Here is a 19,988-nt window from a genome sequence, read left to right as displayed (position 1 = left end):
GGATCGTGGAACTGCTGCGCTTCCGGCGTTTCCACGAGACGGACCTGGCCGTCTACGCCGCCTGGTTCGCGGACGAGGAGCTCGCCCGCCGCGCGCCCTTCCCCGATACCGACTGGTTGGCCGAGGCGACCGCCGGCGAAGGCGTGGTCGCCGAAATCGCCTCGCTCGACGCCGAGGGCACGCCCGTCGCCGTAATCCGCTACGAGGAAGAAGGCGACGGCGGCATGACGCTGTTCATCGCCGTCGATCCCGCCCAGCGCGGCAAGGGCGTGGCGCGCCGGGTGCTGGACGCCTTCGCCGAGCGCGCCGCCGACCGCTTCTCCCACATCGACGTCTTTGTCGCGCGCGATAACGAGGCGGGGCTTGCCCTGGTGCGCGCCTGCGGCTTCCGGCTGATCGACGGGCCGGACGACGAAGGTTTCGTCCCCTACCGCCTCGGCCTCACGGATTAACCAGAACCCCGCCCGTCACCGGCCGGGCACAGCCGGTCGTCGTCGGGAACGTCAGCGGCAGGCCGTTCAGCGCCCGCACCGCGAGATAGGCCCAGGCCTCCGCCTCCATCGCGTCGCCGTCGAAGCCCGCCTCCTCGGCCGCGATCACCCGCACATTGCCCGCGCCGCGGCGCAGGTCCTCCATGATCGCCGGGTTCTTGCGCCCGCCGCCGCAGACGATCCACAGGAGCGGCGGCTCCGGCATGTGCGCCCGCGCCTTGAGGATCGCCGCGGCGCTGACGGCGGCGAGCGTGCGCGCGCCGTCCTCCAGCGAAAGGTCTTGCGCCAGATCGGTGGTGAAATCGCCGCGGTCGAGCGATTTCGGCGCCGGCTCGTCGAAGAACGGGGCGTCGAGATAGCGCGCGACGACATCCTCGACCGCTCCGCCCCCGGCCGCGATCCGCCCGTCCTCGTCATAGGACGGGCCGCCGCCGCGCTGGACCCACTGGTCGATCAGCGCATTGCCCGGCCCGCTGTCGAAGGCGACGGGATCGCCCGCCTCGGGAATGAAGGTGACGTTCGAGATGCCGCCGATATTGACGAAGCAGACGGGGAAGGAACGCAGCGCCGCCGGCAGCGAGGCGGCGAGCGCGGCGTGATAGACCGGCACCAGCGGCGCGCCCTGCCCGCCATGCGCCATGTCGTTGGCGCGCATGTCGTAGACGACCGGAACGCCGGTCTCGCGCGCCAGCAGCGCGCCGTCGCCGAGCTGGACCGTCAGCGCCTGGTCGGGCCGGTGCAGCACCGTCTGGCCGTGGAACCCGATCACCCGGGGCGTTAGGCCGGGATTATCAGTGAGGAACCGCTTCACCGCCCCGGCGTGGCGCAGCGTCAGGTCGCGCTCCAGCGCGCCAAGCGCGCCCGGCCGCTCCTGCCGCCCGGCCATGGTGCGCGCGTCGTCCAGCCCCGCCTCGATGCGGGCGCGGAACGCCGCGTCATAGGCGAAGAAGCCGCCCGGCCCGCGCCGGACATGACCGCGCCCGTCGGTCTCGACGGTCGCCACGTCGATGCCGTCCATCGACGTGCCGCTCATCAGCCCGATGCTCCAGACAGGTTCCGTCATAGCCTCGTCCCATTGCCGTTCTTGTGATTCCCGCCGCCATGATGCTAAAGGCCCCCGCATCCATACGCACGAAAGAACCGATCATGTCCGCCTTCAAGTCCGATTTCCTGCGCACGCTTTCCGAGCGCGGCTTCATTCATCAGATTTCCGATGAAGCCGGCCTCGACGCCCTGCTGGCGAAGGAGACGGTGACGGCCTATATCGGCTTCGACCCGACCGCGCCGAGCCTCCATGCCGGCGGGCTGATCCAGATCATGATGCTGCACTGGCTGCAGCAGACCGGCCATCGGCCGATCGCGCTGATGGGCGGCGGCACCGGCATGGTCGGCGATCCCTCTTTCAAGGAGGAGGCGCGCCAGCTGATGACGCTGGAGACCATCGCCGCCAACACCGCCTCGATCAAGTCCGTGTTCTCGCGCTACCTCGCCTTCGGCGACGGCCCGAAGGACGCGCTGATGGTCGACAATAGCGAGTGGCTGCGCGGCTTGAACTACCTCGACTTCCTGCGCGACGTCGGCCGCTACTTCTCGGTCAACCGCATGCTGTCCTTCGACTCGGTCAAGATGCGGCTCGACCGGCAGCAATCGCTGTCGTTCCTCGAATTCAACTACATGATCCTGCAGGCTTACGACTTCGTCGAGCTGAACAGGCGCTACGGCACGCGCCTGCAGATGGGCGGCTCCGACCAGTGGGGCAACATCGTCAGCGGCATCGACCTCGGCCACCGGCTCGGCACGCCGCAGCTCTACGCGCTGACCTCGCCGCTGCTCACCACCGCGTCGGGCGCCAAGATGGGCAAGTCGCTGTCCGGCGCGGTCTGGCTCAACCCCGACATGCTGTCGGCCTACGATTTCTGGCAGTACTGGCGCAACACCGAGGACGCCGACGTCGAGCGGTTCCTGAAGCTCTACACCACGCTGCCGCTGGACGAGATCGCCCGGCTCGCCGCCCTCGGCGGCTCCGAGATCAACGAGGCCAAGAAGGTGCTGGCGACGGAGGTGACGGCGATGCTGCACGGCCGCGCCGACGCGGAAGGCGCGGCCGAGACCGCGCGCAAGACCTTCGAAGAAGGCGCGCTCGCGGAAAGCTTGCCGACGGTGGAGCTGCCCGCGGCCGAGTTGGAGGCCGGCATCGGCGTGCTGGCGCTGTTCGTCAGGGCCGGCCTTGCCGCCTCCAACGGCGAGGCGCGCCGGCATGTGCAGGGCGGCGCGGTCCGCGTCAACGACCAGCCGGTCGCCGACGACAGGCGCGTCGTCGGCGCGGCCGACGTGACCACAGACGGCGTCGTCAAGCTGTCGCTCGGCAAGAAGAAGCACGTGCTGGTCCGCCCGGTCTGATCGGGCACGCCCGCGCCGCCCCTCATCCGCCCTTCGGGCACCTTCTCCCCGTGAACGGGGAGAAGGGGAAGCGGCAAGGTCGCGGCAGTCTCCCCTCTCCCTGTTCACGGGGAGAGGATGCCGGCAGGCAGGTGAGGGGCAGCGCCGGCGTTGCCGTCTTCCCCTCACCGGAACTTGAACACCGAGCGGAAGATTCCCGGTGCGATGACCGAGAGCGGGTTGACCTCGAGCCGCGGCTCGTCGGTCTTTCCCGCGAGGCGGAAGGTGATGCCGATCAGGCCGCGGTCGCGGCCGTTGCCGAGAATCTGGCCGATGATCGGGATCTCGCCGAATATCCGGTTCAGGCCATAGGCCGGCATGAAGGTGCCGGTCATGGCCATGTTGCCGTTGCCGTCGCTGAGAAGCCCCTGGAAGCTGACGCCGATCATCGGCCCGCGCAGGATGCCGCGGTCGAGCGACACCCTGCCCTGTCCGCGCGCGATTTCGGCATAGCCGCGCTCGAACTGCACGCGGCTGGTGTCGAGCGAGCCGCGCACCGCCTGGTTGAGCGAGCGCCCGTCCTGCGTCGACGGCGTCGAGACGATGGAGGACAGCCGCGGCTCGTTGACCAGCCAGAAATCGCGCGCGTCGATCCGGCCGCGCAGCGTCTCACCGCCGCGCCCGGACAGGCTGAGCGCGATGCGCCCGCCCTCCATGCGCTCGTAGATGTCGAGGAAGCGCAGCAGCGCGCCGGCATCCGCCGACTGCATGGAGATGCCGCGCGTCCCACCCTCCATCCCGTCGCGGAAGACGATCTGCTGGCCGCTCGCCGTCGTCGCGGAAAATTCAGTGTTGCCGCCCTGCGCGCCCGTTCCCGAATAGGAAAGCGTCACGTCGCGCAGCACCTCGCCATGGAAGCCGGACATGGCGTCGACCTTGAGGTCGAGCGTGACCGGCGTCGCCGCCGCCTCGGCCGTCCCGCCCGCGCCGGCGTCGCGCGTGTAGAGCTTGACGAGCGAGCGGGCGTCGACGCTCTTGCCGCGCACGGTCACGGCATAGCCCCCTCCGCTGCGCACGACGTCGAGCGAGAAGTCGTCGCCCCGGTTGAGCCGCATCGCGGGAAATCGCACGCGCTCGACGCCGCCATCGTTGAGAAGAACCGTTCCGCTCGCGGCGAAGGTCTCGCCGCGCAGCGAAAAGTCGGACAGCTCCGTGCGGCCGCCCGACGCCTTCATGGCGAAGGAGACCGCAGCCGCAACCCCGGCCCCCTTGCTCCATCCGACCCACGGGATCGAAAGGGTGGCGGGCTGGAGATCGGCCCGGATCGTCCGCGCCGCATCCGCCCCGGCGCCGGAGCCGGCCCCGGACCCGGCATCGTCCACCTCGACCCTGACGATGCCGGAAAGCAGCGCGTCGAGGCCCGGCGCCAGCGCCGCGCGCGCCTTGTCGTCCATGTCGATGGCGATCTGGCGCTGGCGCTGCTCGGTGCTCTGGCCGAGCGGCTCCGTCAGCTTCAGCGTCGCCGGCAGGCCGTTCAGCTGCGCCTTCGCCTCGATTACCGCCTTCTGCGGATCGACGATAATGGTGCCCGTCGCCGCCCGGACCGCCTGCCCCTGGAACGGCCGCGCCACCGAAAGGTCGTCATAGGCGAGCTCGACCTTCCAGTCGAGCCGGTCGAGGGGAACGCCGCTCTGCAGCGGAATGTCGGCCGCGACGGAGCCGCTGACCGTGCCGTCGAGATCGTCCGGCTTCAGGTCGACGAAGCGGCCGACGCCGATCGGGTCGTAGCTCGCCAGCTCCAGCACCGCGTCGGCCTGCCCCGCGACCTCGATGTCGAGCCTGCCGATCGTCGGCTTGATGTGGGCGTCACGGATGTCGAGGACGCCGTTGCTCGCCGCGACCGTGCGCCCGGACGGCATGTAGACCGTGCCTTCCGCCAGCTCGATCTCGACATCCGTGCCGAAGAAGGCGACGGTGCCGGTGCCGTCGCGCACCGGCGGAATGCGGCCGGCGACGTCGAAGCGCGTCCCGCGCACCTTGAAGAAACCCGACACCTCCTCGTGCCGCAGCGGCGTGCCGTCGCCGAACCGCCCGGCCGGCACCTTCAGCTCGACCCAGCCGCCCTCGACCTGCCCGCCGAAGACGTTGGCCGTGACCCAGCGCTGGGCCGAGCCCGCGGCGAACCAGGGCCAGAGCTGCTTGGCATGGCTGACCGGCATGGCGCCGACATCGATGCGCAGATCGAGGCCGGGGCGCTTGCCGCGCTCGAACCGCACCGCGCCGTGCCCAGTCACCTCGCCCTGCGGCGAGCGCACGCCGATCTCGTCGGCATGAAGGGCCGTGGCTGCGGCGTCGAGCCGGCCGGCAACCCGGGCGGCGACCAGCAGCGTCGGCTCCGACGAGCCCGCGGGCGCGACCGACGAGCCGTCGCTGACCAGTTCGTAGCGATAGAACGCGCCATTTTCGGAGGGTGGGCCATCGCCAGCGGCTCCCTCGCGCGGCGCCGGGCCGATCGCGCCATGGAATCCCCATGTCGAGCGGCCGGAAAGAATCCGCAGCCGCTCGATCTCGACCTTGCCGGTGCCGCTCTGCGACGTGGCGACGAAATCGAGATCGGCGACGATGTTGTCGCGGCGGCTGACGGGAAAATCGGCCCGCTCGACGCGGCCGGACAGCGCGAGGCGGCCGCCATCCGCAACCTGGCTGCCGGAAAAGGCTAGGACTGCCGCCCCGACCCGCTCCGCGGCGGGTCGCGGCGCGGCCGCGTCGTCTTCCTTCTGCGGCTGTGCGTAATCGGCAAGGTCGACGCGCAGATCGAGCGAGGCGACACGGTCGCCAGCGGAATCGAGCGCCGCGTCGCCGCGCGCGGTCAGCACGCGCCCCAGCGCCTCCATCGTCGCCGAAAGCCGCATCCCCCCGCCGGACCTGCGCCGCAGGGCGGCCTCGTCGACGCGCACCCGCGTCGCCGCCTCCCCCGGCAGCACGATTTCGACATTGCTGATTTCGATGCGGCGCATCCCCCGCGCCTCGAGCACGTCGATCGCCTGCTTGACGACGTCGAAGACCGCGGCGTTGATCAGGTCGGGATCGGCGAGGCCGTCCCCGTTGAAAATGGCAAGGCCGGCCCCGCCGGCCGGCTGCGGAAAAGCCCCGGCGTCGAGCACCGCGTCCGAAACGGCGATGCGGCCGATCTGCATCTCCCCGCGCAGCAGCGGCAGCATGTTGAGGCCGAACCGGGCCGAGCCGACGCGCGTCGTGCGGCCCTCCTGTCCGGCCGGCGCGATGGCCATGTCGTCGATCCTGAGCACGAAACCGCGAAAGCCGTCGAGCGTGACCCCGACGCTGCCTATCCCCACCTCGTAGCCGTCGCCGACGAGGCCAAGCACCGCCTTCTGCGCCTCGAGGCGCAGCCGCCCCTCGCCGAACCCGGCGACGACGACCGCGACCGCCAGCGCCACAGCGACGCAGATGCCGAGCACGCCGAGGACGACAGCCTTGCCCAGCTTTCGCGAGGCGCGCGCCACGCGCGCATGGCGCGGAAGCGGGACGGCTGAAGGCAGCGCGTCCAGGGACGCAATGTCGCTGCGGCGAAAGCGGATCTTCTCGTGGGGAGGAACCTCGCTATGCACGCGTGGCGAGCCTGTTTCCTGTCTGCGAACGAATCTGGCAGAGACACTATAGCGCCGCAGGGCAATGGCGACACCACAAAGGAGGCCACGGCATGGATCAGATCAAACCCGGCAACCCGGCACCGGACTTCACCCTTCCCGGAAGCGGCGAGAACCGGATTTCCCTATCGGACTATCGCGGCAGGATTGTGGTCCTGTTCTTCTACCCCAAGGACGACACCAGCGGCTGCACGGCCGAGGCAATCAGCTTCAGCGGGCTCAAGGCCGGGTTCGACGCGCTCGGCGCGACGGTGATCGGACTGTCGCCGGACAGCGTGAAGAGCCACGACCGCTTCCGGGCCAAGCACGAGCTCACCGTCGACCTCGCCTCCGACGAGGAGAAGGAGGTGCTCCAGGCCTATGGCGTGTGGGTACAGAAAAGCATGTACGGCCGCAAATATATGGGCGTCGAGCGCACCACCGTCCTGATCGACCGCAGCGGCACGATCGTCCGGGTCTGGAACAAGGTCAAGGTTCCGGGCCACGCGGCCGAGGTGCTGGAAGCGGTGAAGGCTCTGGGCTGAGCGGCGGCCGCGCGGCCGGAACAAAATCGCGAACGGAACGTTTGCCTTCCACCGGATCATTCAACCGAAAAGGGAGGCTTCATGTTCCGTTCGCTCATCCTCTGGCTCGTCGGCGTCCCCATCCCGATCATCATCCTCCTGTGGCTGTTCCTGAACTGATTTCGCCTCGCCGATCCCCGCCGGCGCGGCGAGCGCAAAGCTTTGTTAACCCTAACATTGTGTAATCGCACCCGATCTTCCTTGACGTCGGTTGGGTGTAGTCGTGACAGGGATCAGACAGGCTTCGGTATTCGGCAGACGCAAGGAGCCGCATACGCTCATCATCGCACGGGGCGACGAGATCAGGCATTTCGTCGTCCGGCCGTGGCTCGCCGCCGTCGTCGGCTCGGTGCTGGCCGCGCTGGCGATCGGCTATCTCGTCGCCACCTCCTACCTCGTGCTGCGCGACGATCTGATCAGCGCCACCGTAGCGCGCCAGGCGCGCATGCAGCAGGCCTATGAGGACCGGATCTCCGCCCTGAGGGCGCAGGTCGACCGCATCACCAGCCGCCAGCTCCTCGACCAGCAGATCGTCGAGAGCAAGGTGACGGAGCTGCTGGAGCGGCAGACGCAGCTCACCCAGCGCCACGGCCGCATCGGGCCGATCCTCGAGCGCATGGGCGGGGCCGAGGCGCCTGCCCTGCCCGCCCCAACCCTGCCCACTTCAGGCACGGCCCCCGTTCCGGCGACCAAGCCGGAGCTGCGCGCTTTCTTCGAGGAGCCGGTCAGGAGCGCCGCGGGCGGCAGCGCCGGCGCTGCCTTCTGGCCCTTCCGCCAGACGGTCGCCGGCGAGGAGACCGCGGCCGACCGGGCCGACCGCATGTTCGTCGCCATCAACCAGTCGCTGCGCACCATCGAGAACGAGCAGATCGAGGGCATCGATTCCCTCGCCGAGAACGCCTTCGAAACCGCCGACACCATTGCCGAGGCGCTGGCCGCCGCCGGCCTCAAGGTCGCGCTCGACGGTGAGGCGGACGAGGCCGTCGGCGGGCCGCTGCTGCCGGTCGACGCCGGCCGCGCCTTCGAGGCGCGCGTGCGCGAGCTCGACGAGGCGCTGGGAAAGCTGGAAACGGTGAAGGCTGCCGCGCGGGCGATGCCCATCCACAATCCCGCCCCCGGGCAGCCTGTGTCGAGCAGCTTCGGCGTGCGGCGCGATCCTCTCCTGCGCACGCCGGCCATGCATGCCGGCATCGACTTCCGCGCCACCTCAGGCACCGCGATCCGTGCCGCCGGCGCCGGCACCGTCGTGCGCGCCGGCTGGAACGGCGGCTACGGCCGCATGATCGAGATCGACCACGGCAACGGCCTGTCCACGCGCTACGCGCATATGAGCAAGATCCGCGCCCGCGAGGGCCAGAAGGTCGAGACCGGCGACATCGTCGGCGAGGTCGGCTCCAGCGGCCGCTCCACCGGCCCGCACCTGCACTACGAGGTGCGGCGCAACGGCAACCCGGTCGACCCGCTGCGCTTCCTCAAGGTCGGCCGCAAGATCGCCGGGCTGCTCTAAAGCAATTCCAGCAAAAGTGCGAAGCGGTTTTGCGTCCGGAATTGCGTAAAAACAAAGAGGTAGATCGTTTCCATGAAACGGTGAAACGATCTAGCCGTCGATCGCCGCCGGCAGGCGGAAGCGGTATTCGCTTGTCTGCCGGTATTCCTCGCCCGGCCGCAGCACCGCCTGCGGGAAATAGGGCCAGTTCGGCGCGTCGGGCCAGACCTGCGGCTCGAGGCAGAAGCCCGCGCCCGGCCCGTAGACGATGCCGTCGAGCCCCGGGACCTCGCGCGCGGAAAAATCGCCGGAGAAGAATTGCAGCCCCGGCTCGGTCGTCCACACCTCCATCTCGATTCCGCTTGCCGGCCCTTGCGCCCACGCCGCCTGCCGCAGCGGGCCGCGCGCGGCCGACAGGCAGAAATTGTGATCGTACCGCTCCGCGCCGCCGGCCAGGCGGATCGGCCGCGCGAGCTGGAAATCGAACGCGGTTCCCTCGACGGGCAGCACCGCGCCGGTCGGGACGCGGCGCGTGTCGATCGGCAGATAGGCCGAGGCCGCGATCGACAGCCGATGGCCGGAAATGCCGCCTCGCCCGCCGTCGTCGAGGTTGAAATAGGAATGATGGGCAAGATTGCACAGCGTCGGCCGGTCCGTGGTGGCGACGAGCTCGACGGCGAGCGTCGCCGGCGGCTTCAGCCGGTAGGTGCAGGCGATGTCGAGGTTTCCCGGAAAACCCATCGCCCCGTCGGGGTCGCGAAGGACGAGCGTGACGAAATCCGCGCCCGAAGCGGCGATGCGCCAGACGCGGCGGTCGAGCCCGGCGCGCCCGCCATGCAGCGTGTTGCCGTCATCGTTGGCGTCGGTGTCGAACCGCTCGCCGTCGAGGGTGAAGCGCGCGCCGCCGATGCGATTGGCATAGCGGCCGACGATGGCGCCGAAATAGACCGAATGGTCGAGATAGTCGGAAAGCGCCTCGAAACCGAGCACCAGCGGCGCGTCGTGGCCGGCGAGGCGCAGATCCTGCACCACCGCGCCGAAGGTGAGGATGCGGGCGGCGAGCCCGCCGCCCGCGATCGTCAGCCGGTGGACGGACTCACCCTCCGGCGTTTCGCCGAAGGGCTCGCTCGCGTCCATCGCGCGCCGGCTTCACAGGCCAAGGCCGCCGATGCAGACATATTTGGTGTCGAGATAATCGTCGATACCCTGATGCCCGCCCTCGCGGCCGAGGCCCGATTCCTTGACGCCGCCGAACGGCGCTTCCGGCGTGGTGATGAGGCCCTCGTTGACGCCGACCATGCCGTATTTCAGCCCCTCCATGACGCGGAAAGCGCGGCCGAGATCGCCGGTGTAGAAATAGCAGGCGAGGCCGTATTCGGTGTCGTTGGCGAGCGCAACGGCTTCTTCCTCGGTCTTGAACTTGAACACGGGGGCGACCGGGCCGAAAATCTCCTCCTTCGCGAAACGCATCTTGGTGGTCGCATCCGCGATCACGGTCGGCTGGAAGAAAGAGCCGCCGAGCTCGTGGCGCTTGCCGCCGGTGACGACCTTGCCACCCTTGGCGGCGGCGTCGGCGATCAGCTCCTCGACCTTCTCGACCGCCTTGTCGTCGATCAGCGGCCCCTGCTGCACGCCGTCCTCGACGCCGGGGCCGACCTTCAGCTTCTTCGAGGCGGCAGCCAGCTTCTCGACGAACGCGTCGTAGACGCCGGCCTGCACGTAGAAGCGGTTGGTGCACACGCAGGTCTGGCCGGAATTGCGGTACTTGGCGGTGACGGCGCCCTCGACCGCACGGTCGATGTCGGCGTCGTCGAAGACGAGGAACGGCGCATTGCCGCCCAGCTCCATCGACACCTTCTTGACCGTCGAGGCCGACTTCTCGATCAGGATCTTGCCGACCTCGGTCGAGCCGGTGAAGGTGATCTTCTTGACGATCGGGTTGGTGCAGAGCTCGTCGCCGATCTCGCCGGCCGCGCCGGTGACGACATTGACCACGCCCTTCGGGATGCCGACCTCCTCGGCCAGCGCGCCCCAGGCGAGGCCGGAATAGGGCGTCTGCGAGGCCGGCTTGACCACCGCCGTGCAGCCGGCGGCGATGGCCGGGCCGATCTTGCGCGCCAGCATCGAGGACGGGAAGTTCCACGGCGTGATCGCGGCGATGACGCCGACCGGCTCCTTGTTGACGAGGATGCGCCGGTCCGGCCACGGGCTCGGGATGACGTCGCCATAGGTGCGGCGCGCTTCCTCGGCGAACCACAGCACATAGGCGGCCGACGCGCCGACCTCGCCCTTCGCCTCGGTCAGCGACTTGCCCTGCTCCATGGTCAGCAGCGCGGCGAGCGCGTCCTGGTTGTCCATGATCGCGTCGTGCAGCCGGCGCAGCATCTTCGAGCGCTCGAGCGCCGAGGTCTTGCGGAAGGTCAGGAAGGCGCGCTCGGCCGCCTCGATGGCGCGGCGCGTCTCGGCCTTGCCCGCCTTCGGCACGGTGCCGATCTTCAGGCCCGTCGCCGGGTTGACGACATCGATGGTCGCGCCGGAATCGGCCTGCACCCACTCGCCGTCGATGAGGTTGGCCTGACGCAGGAACTGGCTGGCTTTCTGCAACATCTCGCTTCTCCCTTGCCGGCGCGCAGGCCGGTTGCGTTTTCCTTGCCCCTACAATGAAACGCAATCGCGTCGATTCCAAGCCTTCAGCCGAAAACCGATTGGGCCACGGCGAGCCAGAAGCCCGTCGTCGCGGCGGCAAGGAGGGTCGAGATCGTCATCGTGTTGGAGGCAAGGACCTGGCCCGTGCCGAAGCGCGACGCGATGAGATAGGGATTGACCCCCGTCGGCATCGACGCGGCCACGACGATCACCATGGCGACGAGCGGCGGCAGGCCGGCGATCAGCACCGTCGCCAGCACGAGCGCCGGCATCAGGACGACCTTGAGCAGCGCGAGCGCCAGCGCCGGCTTCACGTTTCCCGAGATCCCGAACTTGCGCAGGCCGAGGCCCATCGCGAACAGCGCCACCGTTCCCGCGATCCCGGCGAAGGCGTCGACGAAGCGCGCGCCCATCGCCGGCATGGCAAGGCCGCTCGCGCGCCATGCCAGCCCGGCGAGGATGCCGACGATCAGCGGGTTGAGGAAGAGATTGCGCAGGAAGTCGCGCAGCACCCTGAGCGGCGCGCTCGCCTTTCCCTCCCCGCGCCGCACCCATTCGAACATGACGATGGAGGCCGCCATCATGATCGGCAGGTGGATCGCCAGCAGCAGCGACAGGATCTCGACGCCCGGCCGGCCGAACACGCCCTGTATGAAGGGCAGGCCGAGGAGGAGCAGGTTGGAGAACGAGGCCGCGACGCCCGCCACCACGCCGGCCGCGACCTCGCGCCCGAACAGGCGCGTCGCGACGAGATGGCCCGCGAGCCACACCGGCGGTATGGCGCAGAAATAGGCCGCCCACATCGCCCAGGGCGCGGCGCCGGCGAAATCCATCCCGATCATGGTGCGGAACAGCAGCGCCGGCAGCGCGGCGACGATGACGAAATCGGTGAGCGCGTCGCCGACCTGCGGCCGCAGCAGCCCCGTCCAGCCGGCGGCATAGCCGAGCCCGACCAGCCCGAAGACGAATGCGATGGTTTCGACCATGGGAAACATCGGCGAGCCGGTATCGCAACGGCAGGGCGACGGCAAGCCACGAACGCGCCCCTTGCCTTTCATGTTCCGATCCCCTCCCTATATGAGCAGTTGCACAAAGGGGGCCGGATGCTTCGCTTCTTCACCATCGTCGTCGCGCTTCTCCTCGCCGGCCTGCCGCAGGCGAGAGCGACCGAGGCCGGCTGGGCGCTGCTGCGCGAGGGCAACCAGATCGTGCTTCTCGTCAACGCCAACGCGCCGGGCCACGGCGACCCGGCCAATTTCGACATCGACAATTGCCGCACCCAGCGCAATCTCTCCGAACGCGGCCGCCAGCAGGCGCGGCGGATCGGCGCACTGTTCGCGGCGCGGGCCGAGCCGGTCGAGCAGGTCTATTCCAGCCGCTACTGCCGGGCGCTGGAGACGGCGCGGCTCGCCTTCGGCGATCGCCTCGTCGAGCCGAGGGATTCGCTCGATTCGCTGGTGCGCAACCCCGAAGGGGCCGAAGAGGCGAAAAAGGCGGTGATCGATCTCGTGCGCGGCTATAGCGGCTCGGGCAATCTCGTCCTCGTCACCCACCCCGAGAACGTCGAGGCCCTCGTCGGCGCGCGGGCGCGCGAGGGCGAGGCCGTCATCATCGCGCCGCACGAGGATGGTCTCGTCGTCATCGGGCGGATCGTCTTCAACTGACGGGTGCGCAGGGATCGCGTTTTTGGCTTCGACCCTTTTCCTGCCGACAAAAACGGACTAGACAGCCGCGATAGCGGAGAGCCACCCCGATCACCGAGGAATCGCAGTGACAACGACATTCGACAAAGTTGCCGACATCATCGCCGAGACGAGCGAGATCGACCGCGACACCATCACGCCCAAGAGCCACACCATCGACGATCTCGGCATCGACAGCCTCGATTTCCTCGACATCGTGTTCGCCATCGACAAGGAGTTCGGCATCAAGGTGCCGCTCGAGAAGTGGACGCAGGAAGTCAACGACGGCAAGGCTTCGGCCGAGGAATACTTCGTCATGGAGAACCTGTGCGCCAAGATAGACGGCCTCGTCGCCGCCAAGAACGCCGTCTGACGCGCCGCCGTCCCATTCGCACGATGAGGCCCGCATGAGCGCCAACGACGTCGTCATCACCGGTATCGGCCTCGTCTCCTCGCTCGGCGAGGGCGCGGACCGGCACTGGCAGATCCTGTCGGCGCCGGGGGCGAAGCCGGTCATCGAGGCCGAGCGCTTCACGCCCTACACGGTCCATCCCCTGCCGGAGATCGACTGGAGCCGCCAGATTCCCAAGCGCGGCGACCAGCGCCAGATGGAGACGTGGCAGCGGCTCGGCACCTATGCGGCGGGGCTGGCGCTCGACGATGCCGGGATGAAGGAGAACGAGGCGCTCCTCGCCAGCATGGACATGATCGTCGCCGCCGGCGGCGGCGAGCGCGACATGGCCGTCGACCAGGTGATCCTCGACGCCGGCCGCGCCCGCAACGACCGCGACATGCTGCTCAACGAGAAACTGACGACGGAGCTGCGCCCGACGCTGTTCCTCGCCCAGCTTTCCAACCTCCTCGCCGGCAACATCTCCATCGTCCACAAGGTGACGGGGTCCTCGCGCACCTTCATGGGCGAGGAAGGCGCGGGCGTCGCCGCGGTGGAGACGGCCGCGGCGCGCATCCGCGCCGGCCAGTCCAGCCACGCCCTCGTCGGCGCGGCGTTCCAGACCGAGCATGCCGACATGCTGCTCGGCTACGAGCTCGGCGGCCTCCTGCACCGCAAGCGGTGGAAATCCATCTGGAAACGCGCGGCGAACGACGGCGGCGGCATCGTCACCGGCTCGGGCGCGGCCTTCCTCGTCCTCGAATCGCGCGCGCATGCGAAGCAGCGCGGCCGCAACGCCTATGCCGCGCTCGGCAAGGTCGAATCCGGCAGCGCCCGGCGCGCCGAGGGCAACCTGACCGAGGCGATCTCTGGTCTTGTGCGCGCGCTCGGCCTGCCCGGCGAAAGGCTGCTGGCGCTGTCCGGCGCGTCGGGCGCCCATGCCGCGACCGGGGCGGAGCGCTCGGCACTCTCCGGCGCCGGCGATTTCGCGGTTCGCGGCTTTTCCTCGCTGACCGGCCACATGAAGGAGGTCCAGTTCCCCTTCGCCATCGCGCTCGCCGCGCTCGCCATCCACAACGGCGCGCCCTACCCCGCCTTCGACCCCGAGAACGAGAGCGGGATCGACGGCGCGCCGCAGGCGGCGCTGGCGACGGCGGTCGGCTATCGCCGCTTCGAGGGCGCGGCCCTCGTGGTCAGGGCCTAGAGCAACTCCAGGAAAAGTGTGAAGCACTTTTCCGTCCGGAATTGCGTCAATACAAGGAGTTGGACTGCTTCACCGTGGCCATGAAACGATGAAGCGGTCTAAGAGGGAAGGCAACCCGCATGGCACGCACCACCGATCATTTGGGCAGGCCCATCGTCGCCGTCACCGGCATCGGCGTCGTCACCTCGCTCGGCCAGGGCGTCGAGGACAACTGGTCGGCCCTGACCTCCGGCCGCTCCGGCATCCGGCCGATCACGCGCTTCCCGGTCGAGCATCTGGCGACCACCATCTCGGGCATGGTCGATTTCCTGCCGTCGAGCGACAAGGGCGCGAGCGCCCTGACCTACGAGCTCGCCGAAACCTCGGCCGTCGAGGCCGTCGCGGGGTCGGGGCTCGATGCCGGCAACTTCGCCGGCCCGCTGTTTCTCGCCACGCCGCCGGTCGAGCTCGGCTGGCACGACCGCTTCCGCCTCTACGACGCCGCCAATCTCGACCTGCCGGATTATGAGCGGCTGCTGGTCTCGGCCCGCGAGCATCTCGACGAGACCGTCTGGGATTCGACCCAGTTCGGCACCATCGCCGACCGGCTAGCCGAGCGGTTCGGCGCGCGCGGCTTGCCGGTGAGCGTCTCGACCGCCTGCGCCTCGGGCGCGACCGCGATCCAGCTCGGCGTCGAGGCCATCCGCCGCGGCGAGGCGACGCGGGCGCTTTCCATCGGCGCCGACGGCTCGGCCACCGCCGAGGCGCTGATCCGCTTCTCGCTGCTCTCGGCGCTGTCGACGCAGAACGAGGAGCCGCAGAAGGCCTCGAAGCCCTTCTCGCGCGACCGCGACGGCTTCGTGCTGGCCGAAGGCTCGGCCGCGCTGGTGCTGGAATCGCTCGACAGCGCGCTGGCGCGCGGCGCCAAGGTGCTGGGCATCGTCGCCGGCTGCGGCGAGAAGGCCGACGATTTCCACCGCACCCGCTCCAAGCCAGACGGCTCGCCGGCCATCGCCGCCGTGCGCGCCGCGCTCGCCGACGCCGGCCTCGGCGAGGACGGCATCGACTACGTCAACGCCCACGGCACCTCGACGCCGGAGAACGACAAGATGGAGCACCTGTCGCTGTCCACCGTGTTCGGCGGGCGGATGAAGACGATGCCGGTCTCGTCCAACAAGTCGATGATCGGCCATACGCTGTCGGCGGCCGGCGCGGTCGAGGCCGTGTTCTCGATCCTGACCATGACGCGCGGCGTCATCCCGCCGACCATCAACTACGACCAGCCCGACCCCTCGATCGAGCTCGACGTGGTGCCGAACGTCAAGCGCGAGGCCGAGGTTTCGACCGTCCTGTCGAACTCCTTCGGCTTCGGCGGCCAGAACGCATGCCTTGTCATGGCGCGGGAACCCGGCTAACCCGCACCGCAACAAGACAGACACTAGCGGACGAAAACCCATGCGCGCATTGCAACTCGTCGAGGACCGGCGGCTGGAAGCCGTCGAGCTGCCTCCTCCGCCGCCGCCCGCCATCGGCGAGGTCACGGTGCGGATCAGGGCCGTCGCGCTCAACCACATCGACGTCTGGGGCTGGCGCGGCATGGCCTTCGCCAAGCGCAAGATGCCGCTCGTCATCGGCGCGGAAGCCTCCGGCGAGGTCGAGACGGTCGGCCCGGGCGTCGCCGGCCTCCTGCCCGGCCAGCTCGTCTCGATCTACGGCGCGCGCACCTGCGGGCGCTGCCGCGCCTGCCGCGAGGGCCGCGACAACCTCTGCGGCCACGTCTCGGGCGTTCACGGCTTCCATCTCGACGGCTTCGCGCAGGAGAAGGTCAATCTCCCGGCGCGCCTGCTCGTCCCCGCGCCTCCGGGCGTCGACGAGGTCGGCGCGGCGGTCGCGCCCGTCACCTTCGGCACGGTCGAGCATATGCTGTTCGACAACGCGAAGCTGGAACCCGGCGAGACCATCCTGATCCATGCCGGCGGCTCCGGCATCGGCTCGGCCGCGATCCAGCTCGCAAAACGCATGGGCTGCACTGTCATCACCACCGTTGGCTCGAACGACAAGATCGACAAGGCGAAGGCGCTGGGCGCCGACCACGTCATCAACTATCGCGAGGACCGCTTCGAGGGCGTGGTGCGCAAGCTCACCGCCAAGAAGGGCGTCGACGTCGTGTTCGAGCATGTCGGGGCGGACACCTGGGCCGGCTCGATGCTGTCGATGAAGCGGGGCGGCCGCCTCGTCACCTGCGGCTCGACCTCCGGCGTCTCGACCTCGATGAACCTGATGCAGCTCTTCCAACAGCAGTTGAAGATCTTCGGCTCGTTCGGCTGCCGCATGGAGAACATGGAGAACGCCATGCTCAAGATGGCGGCCGGCATCGTCAGGCCGGTGATCGACACGGAAGTCGGCTTCGACGACATCGACCTCGCGCTGCGCCGCATGGAAGGCCGCGACGTCTTCGGCAAGATCATCCTGCGGATCGCCTGATGGCCGGACGCGCGGCGACATTCCTGCGGCCGCTCGCCGCGCGCACGCTGCGCATTCTCAAGCGGGCGGAGCACTGGCTGGTCGGGCAGCTCGCCTTCGCCATATTGTGGCTGCTGCGCCTCCTGCCGCCCGACAGGGCGCTGGCCTTCGCCGACCGCGCCGCCCGGCGCATCGGGCCGCTCACCGGCCGCCACCGCGTCGCGCTCGACAATCTGCGCCGCGCCTACCCCGAGAAAAGCGAGGAGGAGATCCGCGCCATCGCCTCCGACATGTGGGGCAACATGGCGCGCCTTGCCGGCGAGTATCTCTATCTCGACCGGATGTTCGAGCTGAAGCCCGGCGACGGCGAGCAAGCGCGGATCGAGATTTCCGGCGAGGAGATTTTCCTGCGCCTGCGCGAGGAGAAGAAGCCGCACATCTTCTTCACCGCCCATACCGGCAATTTCGAGCTCTTACCGGTGGCGGCCTCGCTCTACGACCTGCCGGTGACGGCGCTGTTCCGCGCGCCGAACAACCCCTACATCGCGAAATACATCTTCTCGACCCGCGCCGAGGCGATGGGCGAGCTGATTGCCTCGCGCGCCGGCGCCGCTTTCGGCCTCGCCCGGGTGCTGGAGCGCGACGGCAATATCGGCGTGCTGGTCGACCAGAAGTTCAGGCACGGCGTGCCGACCACCTTCTTCGGCCTGCCCTGCAACACCAGCCCGCTCGTCGCCAAACTCGCCCGCCAGTACGAGTGCGACGTCTACCCCGCGCGCTCGATCCGCCTGCCGGGCAACCGCTTCCGGCTCGAGGTCTACGACAGGCTCGTCCTGCCGCGCACCGAAAAGGGCACGGTCGACGTCAACGCCACCTGCCAGCTGCTGAACGACGTGGTCGAGGGCTGGGTGCGCGAGCATCCCGGCCAGTGGATGTGGTTCCACAAGCGCTGGGAGCTCGACGGCAGGAAGAAGGCGAAGGCGGCGAAGCCCGCCCCTCAGTCCTGAACGATGATCCGGGTGTTGCCCGGCCCGACCTGCCGGACCAGCGTGTAGAAGATCTCGGCATTGGGCGTAGCGAGCCGCACGCAGCCATGCGAGGCGGGGCTGCCGAGGCGCGACACGGCCGAGGTGCCGTGCACCGCCCAGCCGCGGTCGTAGAACACCGCGAACGGCATCGGCGCCATGTCGTAGGTGCGCGAATGCCACATCTTGTGGATGCGCTGCGGCCGGTATTCGCCGCGCGGCGTCGTGTAGCCCGCCGCCGCGGTCGAGACCGGCCATTCGTGCAGCACCTTGCCGTAACGCGAGACGGTCATCTTCTGCGCCGCGACGTCGACGCGCGCGATGAGGCTCGCGGCCTCGGCCTCGACGGCCGGGAGCGTCCACAGCGCGAGGCCCGCTGCCACGGTCGCAATGAAACGCCTCGTGCCCGCCATATCCCCGATTCCCCTGCCCGGTCTCGCGAAAATCATTGCCGCAGAATCCCTTTGCGATCAATCTTCCCGCGCATCCTGCCGCCAATTCCCTAACAGGATGTCGCCGGCGGGCGGTCAAATCCGCGTGAGGCGCTGGCCCAACGCCGACATCTTGCCAGACCTGCCCCGCTTTGCTCTAGGTTGCCCCATGAACGAACGTCTCTTCCGTGCAGTCGAAAGCCGACGCGACGAGCTCGTCGCCCTGACGTCGGACCTGATCCGCTTCCCGACGGTCAACCCGCCGGGAGAAGCCTATACGCCCTGCGCCGAATATATCGGCGCGCGGTTGAAGCAGCGCGGCTTCCAGACGAAGCTGGTTCGCGGCGAAGGCACGCCCGGCGACACCAATCGCTACCCGCGCACCAACATCGTGGCGCGGCGCGAGGGCCGCAGCCCCGGCGCGACCGTGCATTTCAACTCGCATATCGACGTGGTCGAGGCCGGCGAAGGCTGGACCGTCGATCCGTTCGCCGGCACGGTGAAGGACGGGCGCGTCTACGGGCGCGGCGCCTGCGACATGAAGGGCGGCCTCGCCGCCTCGATCATCGCGGCCGAAGCCTTCATGGAGGTCTTTCCCGACTTCCCCGGCGCGATCGAGATTTCCGGCACGGTGGACGAGGAATCCGGCGGCTTCGGCGGCGTCGCCTATCTGGCGCGGCAGGGCTTGTTCTCCCGCCCGCGCGTCGATCACGTCATCATCCCCGAGCCGCTGAACAAGGACCGCATCTGCCTCGGCCATCGCGGCGTCTGGTGGGCGGAGATCGAGACGAAGGGCTCCATCGCCCACGGCTCGATGCCCTTCCTCGGCGATTCGGCGATCCGCCACATGGGCGCGGTGCTCCACGCTTTCGAGGACGAGCTCTTTCCCGCGCTCGACGCCAAGCGGACCGAGATGCCCGTCGTGCCGGAAGGCGCGCGCCGCTCGACCATGAACATCAACTCGATCCATGGCGGCCAGACCGAGGACCATTTTCCCGGCCTTCCCTCGCCAAACGTCGCGGATTCATGCCGCGCGGTGATCGACCGCCGCTTCCTGCTCGAGGAATCGCTCGACGAGGTGAAGGGCGAGGTCACGTCCATTCTCGAGCGCCTGAAGCGCGAGCGGCCGAAATTCGACTATTCGATCCGCGACATGATGGAGGTGCTGCCGACCATGACCGAGCGCAACGCGCCGGTGGTGACGGCGGTGGCGGAAGGAATCCGGCAGATCTTCGGCCGCGAGCCGGACTACGTGATCTCGCCCGGCACCTACGACCAGAAGCACATCGCCCGCATTGGCCACCTGCACGACTGCATCGCCTACGGCCCCGGCATCCTCGATCTCGCCCACCGGCCGGACGAGTGGGTCGGCATCGACGACATGGTCGAATCGGCCAAGGTGATGGCGATCTCGCTCGACGCGCTGCTGCGCGGCGCGCGCCAGGATTCCCATGCCCACGATCATGGCCACGGCCACCGTCACGGATAGAGCGCGGTGCGCCGCAACAAAGCCGATTTACTCGCCGGCCGTTTCGCGCTTTGATCGCCGCCAAAATCAGTTCCACGTCAGGGAGAGAGTG

At 69.0% G+C, this 19,988-nt stretch carries 17 protein-coding genes; 11 read left to right on the top strand and 6 right to left on the bottom strand.

Annotated elements, in window-relative coordinates:
• The first annotated feature begins 5 nt into the window (after positions 1–5).
• Positions 6–452: a GNAT family N-acetyltransferase gene (locus tag M9945_RS16955; protein ID WP_367945518.1), complete on the top strand. Its 447-nt coding sequence runs from the start codon at positions 6–8 to the stop codon at positions 450–452.
• Here the strand turns inward: M9945_RS16955 and M9945_RS16950 are convergent.
• Positions 442–1,554, bottom strand: coding sequence for an anhydro-N-acetylmuramic acid kinase (locus M9945_RS16950; RefSeq protein WP_367945517.1), 1,113 nt, complete (start codon positions 1,552–1,554; stop codon positions 442–444). The two genes, M9945_RS16955 and M9945_RS16950, sit on opposite strands and share 11 nt — an antisense overlap.
• A gap of 83 nt (positions 1,555–1,637) precedes the next feature.
• Here M9945_RS16950 and tyrS point away from each other — a divergent pair, with 83 nt between their 5' ends.
• Positions 1,638–2,891: a tyrosine--tRNA ligase gene (gene tyrS, locus M9945_RS16945; RefSeq protein WP_367945516.1), complete on the top strand. Its 1,254-nt coding sequence runs from the start codon at positions 1,638–1,640 to the stop codon at positions 2,889–2,891.
• A gap of 164 nt (positions 2,892–3,055) precedes the next feature.
• Here the strand turns inward: tyrS and M9945_RS16940 are convergent, their stop codons facing one another.
• Positions 3,056–6,499, bottom strand: coding sequence for a DUF3971 domain-containing protein (locus M9945_RS16940; RefSeq protein WP_367945515.1), 3,444 nt, complete (start codon positions 6,497–6,499; stop codon positions 3,056–3,058).
• A 92-nt stretch (positions 6,500–6,591) separates the two neighbouring features.
• On the opposite strand from M9945_RS16940, the gene M9945_RS16935 reads away from it, so the two are divergent.
• Positions 6,592–7,062, top strand: a complete 471-nt coding sequence (locus M9945_RS16935) for a peroxiredoxin (RefSeq protein ID WP_367945514.1) — start codon at positions 6,592–6,594, stop codon at positions 7,060–7,062.
• Positions 7,063–7,324: 262 nt separating this feature from the next.
• A complete protein-coding gene (locus tag M9945_RS16930) occupies positions 7,325–8,608 on the top strand; it encodes a M23 family metallopeptidase (protein WP_367945513.1) in 1,284 nt (427 codons plus the stop codon).
• 90 nt (positions 8,609–8,698) lie between these two features.
• Here the strand turns inward: M9945_RS16930 and M9945_RS16925 are convergent, their stop codons facing one another.
• From M9945_RS16925 to M9945_RS16915, 3 genes are all read right to left on the bottom strand, one after another.
• Positions 8,699–9,724, bottom strand: coding sequence for an aldose epimerase family protein (locus M9945_RS16925; protein WP_367945512.1), 1,026 nt, complete (start codon positions 9,722–9,724; stop codon positions 8,699–8,701).
• Positions 9,725–9,736: 12 nt separating this feature from the next.
• Positions 9,737–11,194 carry an NAD-dependent succinate-semialdehyde dehydrogenase gene (locus M9945_RS16920; RefSeq protein ID WP_367945511.1) on the bottom strand — a complete coding sequence of 486 codons (1,458 nt, stop codon included), beginning with the start codon at positions 11,192–11,194 and terminating at the stop codon, positions 9,737–9,739.
• A gap of 83 nt (positions 11,195–11,277) precedes the next feature.
• Positions 11,278–12,228 (bottom strand): AEC family transporter, encoded by a 951-nt coding sequence (locus tag M9945_RS16915; RefSeq protein WP_367945510.1) that lies wholly within the window; start codon positions 12,226–12,228, stop codon positions 11,278–11,280.
• Positions 12,229–12,336: 108 nt separating this feature from the next.
• Between M9945_RS16915 and M9945_RS16910 the strand changes: the two genes are divergently transcribed.
• The 6 genes from M9945_RS16910 (at position 12,337) to M9945_RS16885 (ending at position 17,959) form a co-directional block, all read left to right on the top strand.
• The gene (locus M9945_RS16910; RefSeq protein ID WP_367945509.1) at positions 12,337–12,897 is read left to right on the top strand and encodes a histidine phosphatase family protein; all 561 of its coding nucleotides are present in this window, start codon (positions 12,337–12,339) and stop codon (positions 12,895–12,897) included.
• Positions 12,898–12,997: 100 nt separating this feature from the next.
• Positions 12,998–13,288 carry an acyl carrier protein gene (locus M9945_RS16905; RefSeq protein ID WP_367945604.1) on the top strand — a complete coding sequence of 97 codons (291 nt, stop codon included), beginning with the start codon at positions 12,998–13,000 and terminating at the stop codon, positions 13,286–13,288.
• A 34-nt stretch (positions 13,289–13,322) separates the two neighbouring features.
• Complete coding sequence (locus tag M9945_RS16900; RefSeq protein ID WP_367945508.1) at positions 13,323–14,510, top strand: beta-ketoacyl-ACP synthase; 1,188 nt, start codon at positions 13,323–13,325, stop codon at positions 14,508–14,510.
• 119 nt (positions 14,511–14,629) lie between these two features.
• Positions 14,630–15,904 carry a beta-ketoacyl-ACP synthase gene (locus M9945_RS16895; protein WP_367945507.1) on the top strand — a complete coding sequence of 425 codons (1,275 nt, stop codon included), beginning with the start codon at positions 14,630–14,632 and terminating at the stop codon, positions 15,902–15,904.
• A gap of 40 nt (positions 15,905–15,944) precedes the next feature.
• The gene (locus tag M9945_RS16890; RefSeq protein WP_367945506.1) at positions 15,945–16,973 is read left to right on the top strand and encodes a zinc-binding dehydrogenase; all 1,029 of its coding nucleotides are present in this window, start codon (positions 15,945–15,947) and stop codon (positions 16,971–16,973) included.
• Positions 16,973–17,959 (top strand): lipid A biosynthesis lauroyl acyltransferase, encoded by a 987-nt coding sequence (locus tag M9945_RS16885; RefSeq protein WP_367945505.1) that lies wholly within the window; start codon positions 16,973–16,975, stop codon positions 17,957–17,959. Before M9945_RS16890 ends, M9945_RS16885 begins: the two co-directional genes overlap by 1 nt.
• Here the strand turns inward: M9945_RS16885 and M9945_RS16880 are convergent.
• A complete protein-coding gene (locus tag M9945_RS16880) occupies positions 17,950–18,390 on the bottom strand; it encodes a L,D-transpeptidase (protein WP_367945504.1) in 441 nt (146 codons plus the stop codon). The genes M9945_RS16885 and M9945_RS16880 overlap by 10 nt on opposite strands.
• Before the next feature lie 187 nt (positions 18,391–18,577).
• On the opposite strand from M9945_RS16880, the gene M9945_RS16875 reads away from it, so the two are divergent.
• Entirely contained in the window at positions 18,578–19,897 is a 1,320-nt protein-coding gene (locus M9945_RS16875; RefSeq protein WP_367945503.1) for an acetylornithine deacetylase/succinyl-diaminopimelate desuccinylase family protein, read from the top strand.
• The last annotated feature ends 91 nt before the right edge of the window (positions 19,898–19,988 follow it).

Source organism: Aquamicrobium sp., from assembly GCF_023954335.1.
Taxonomy (GTDB): domain Bacteria; phylum Pseudomonadota; class Alphaproteobacteria; order Rhizobiales; family Rhizobiaceae; genus Aerobium.
This window is presented reverse-complemented; position numbering and strand designations above follow the sequence as displayed.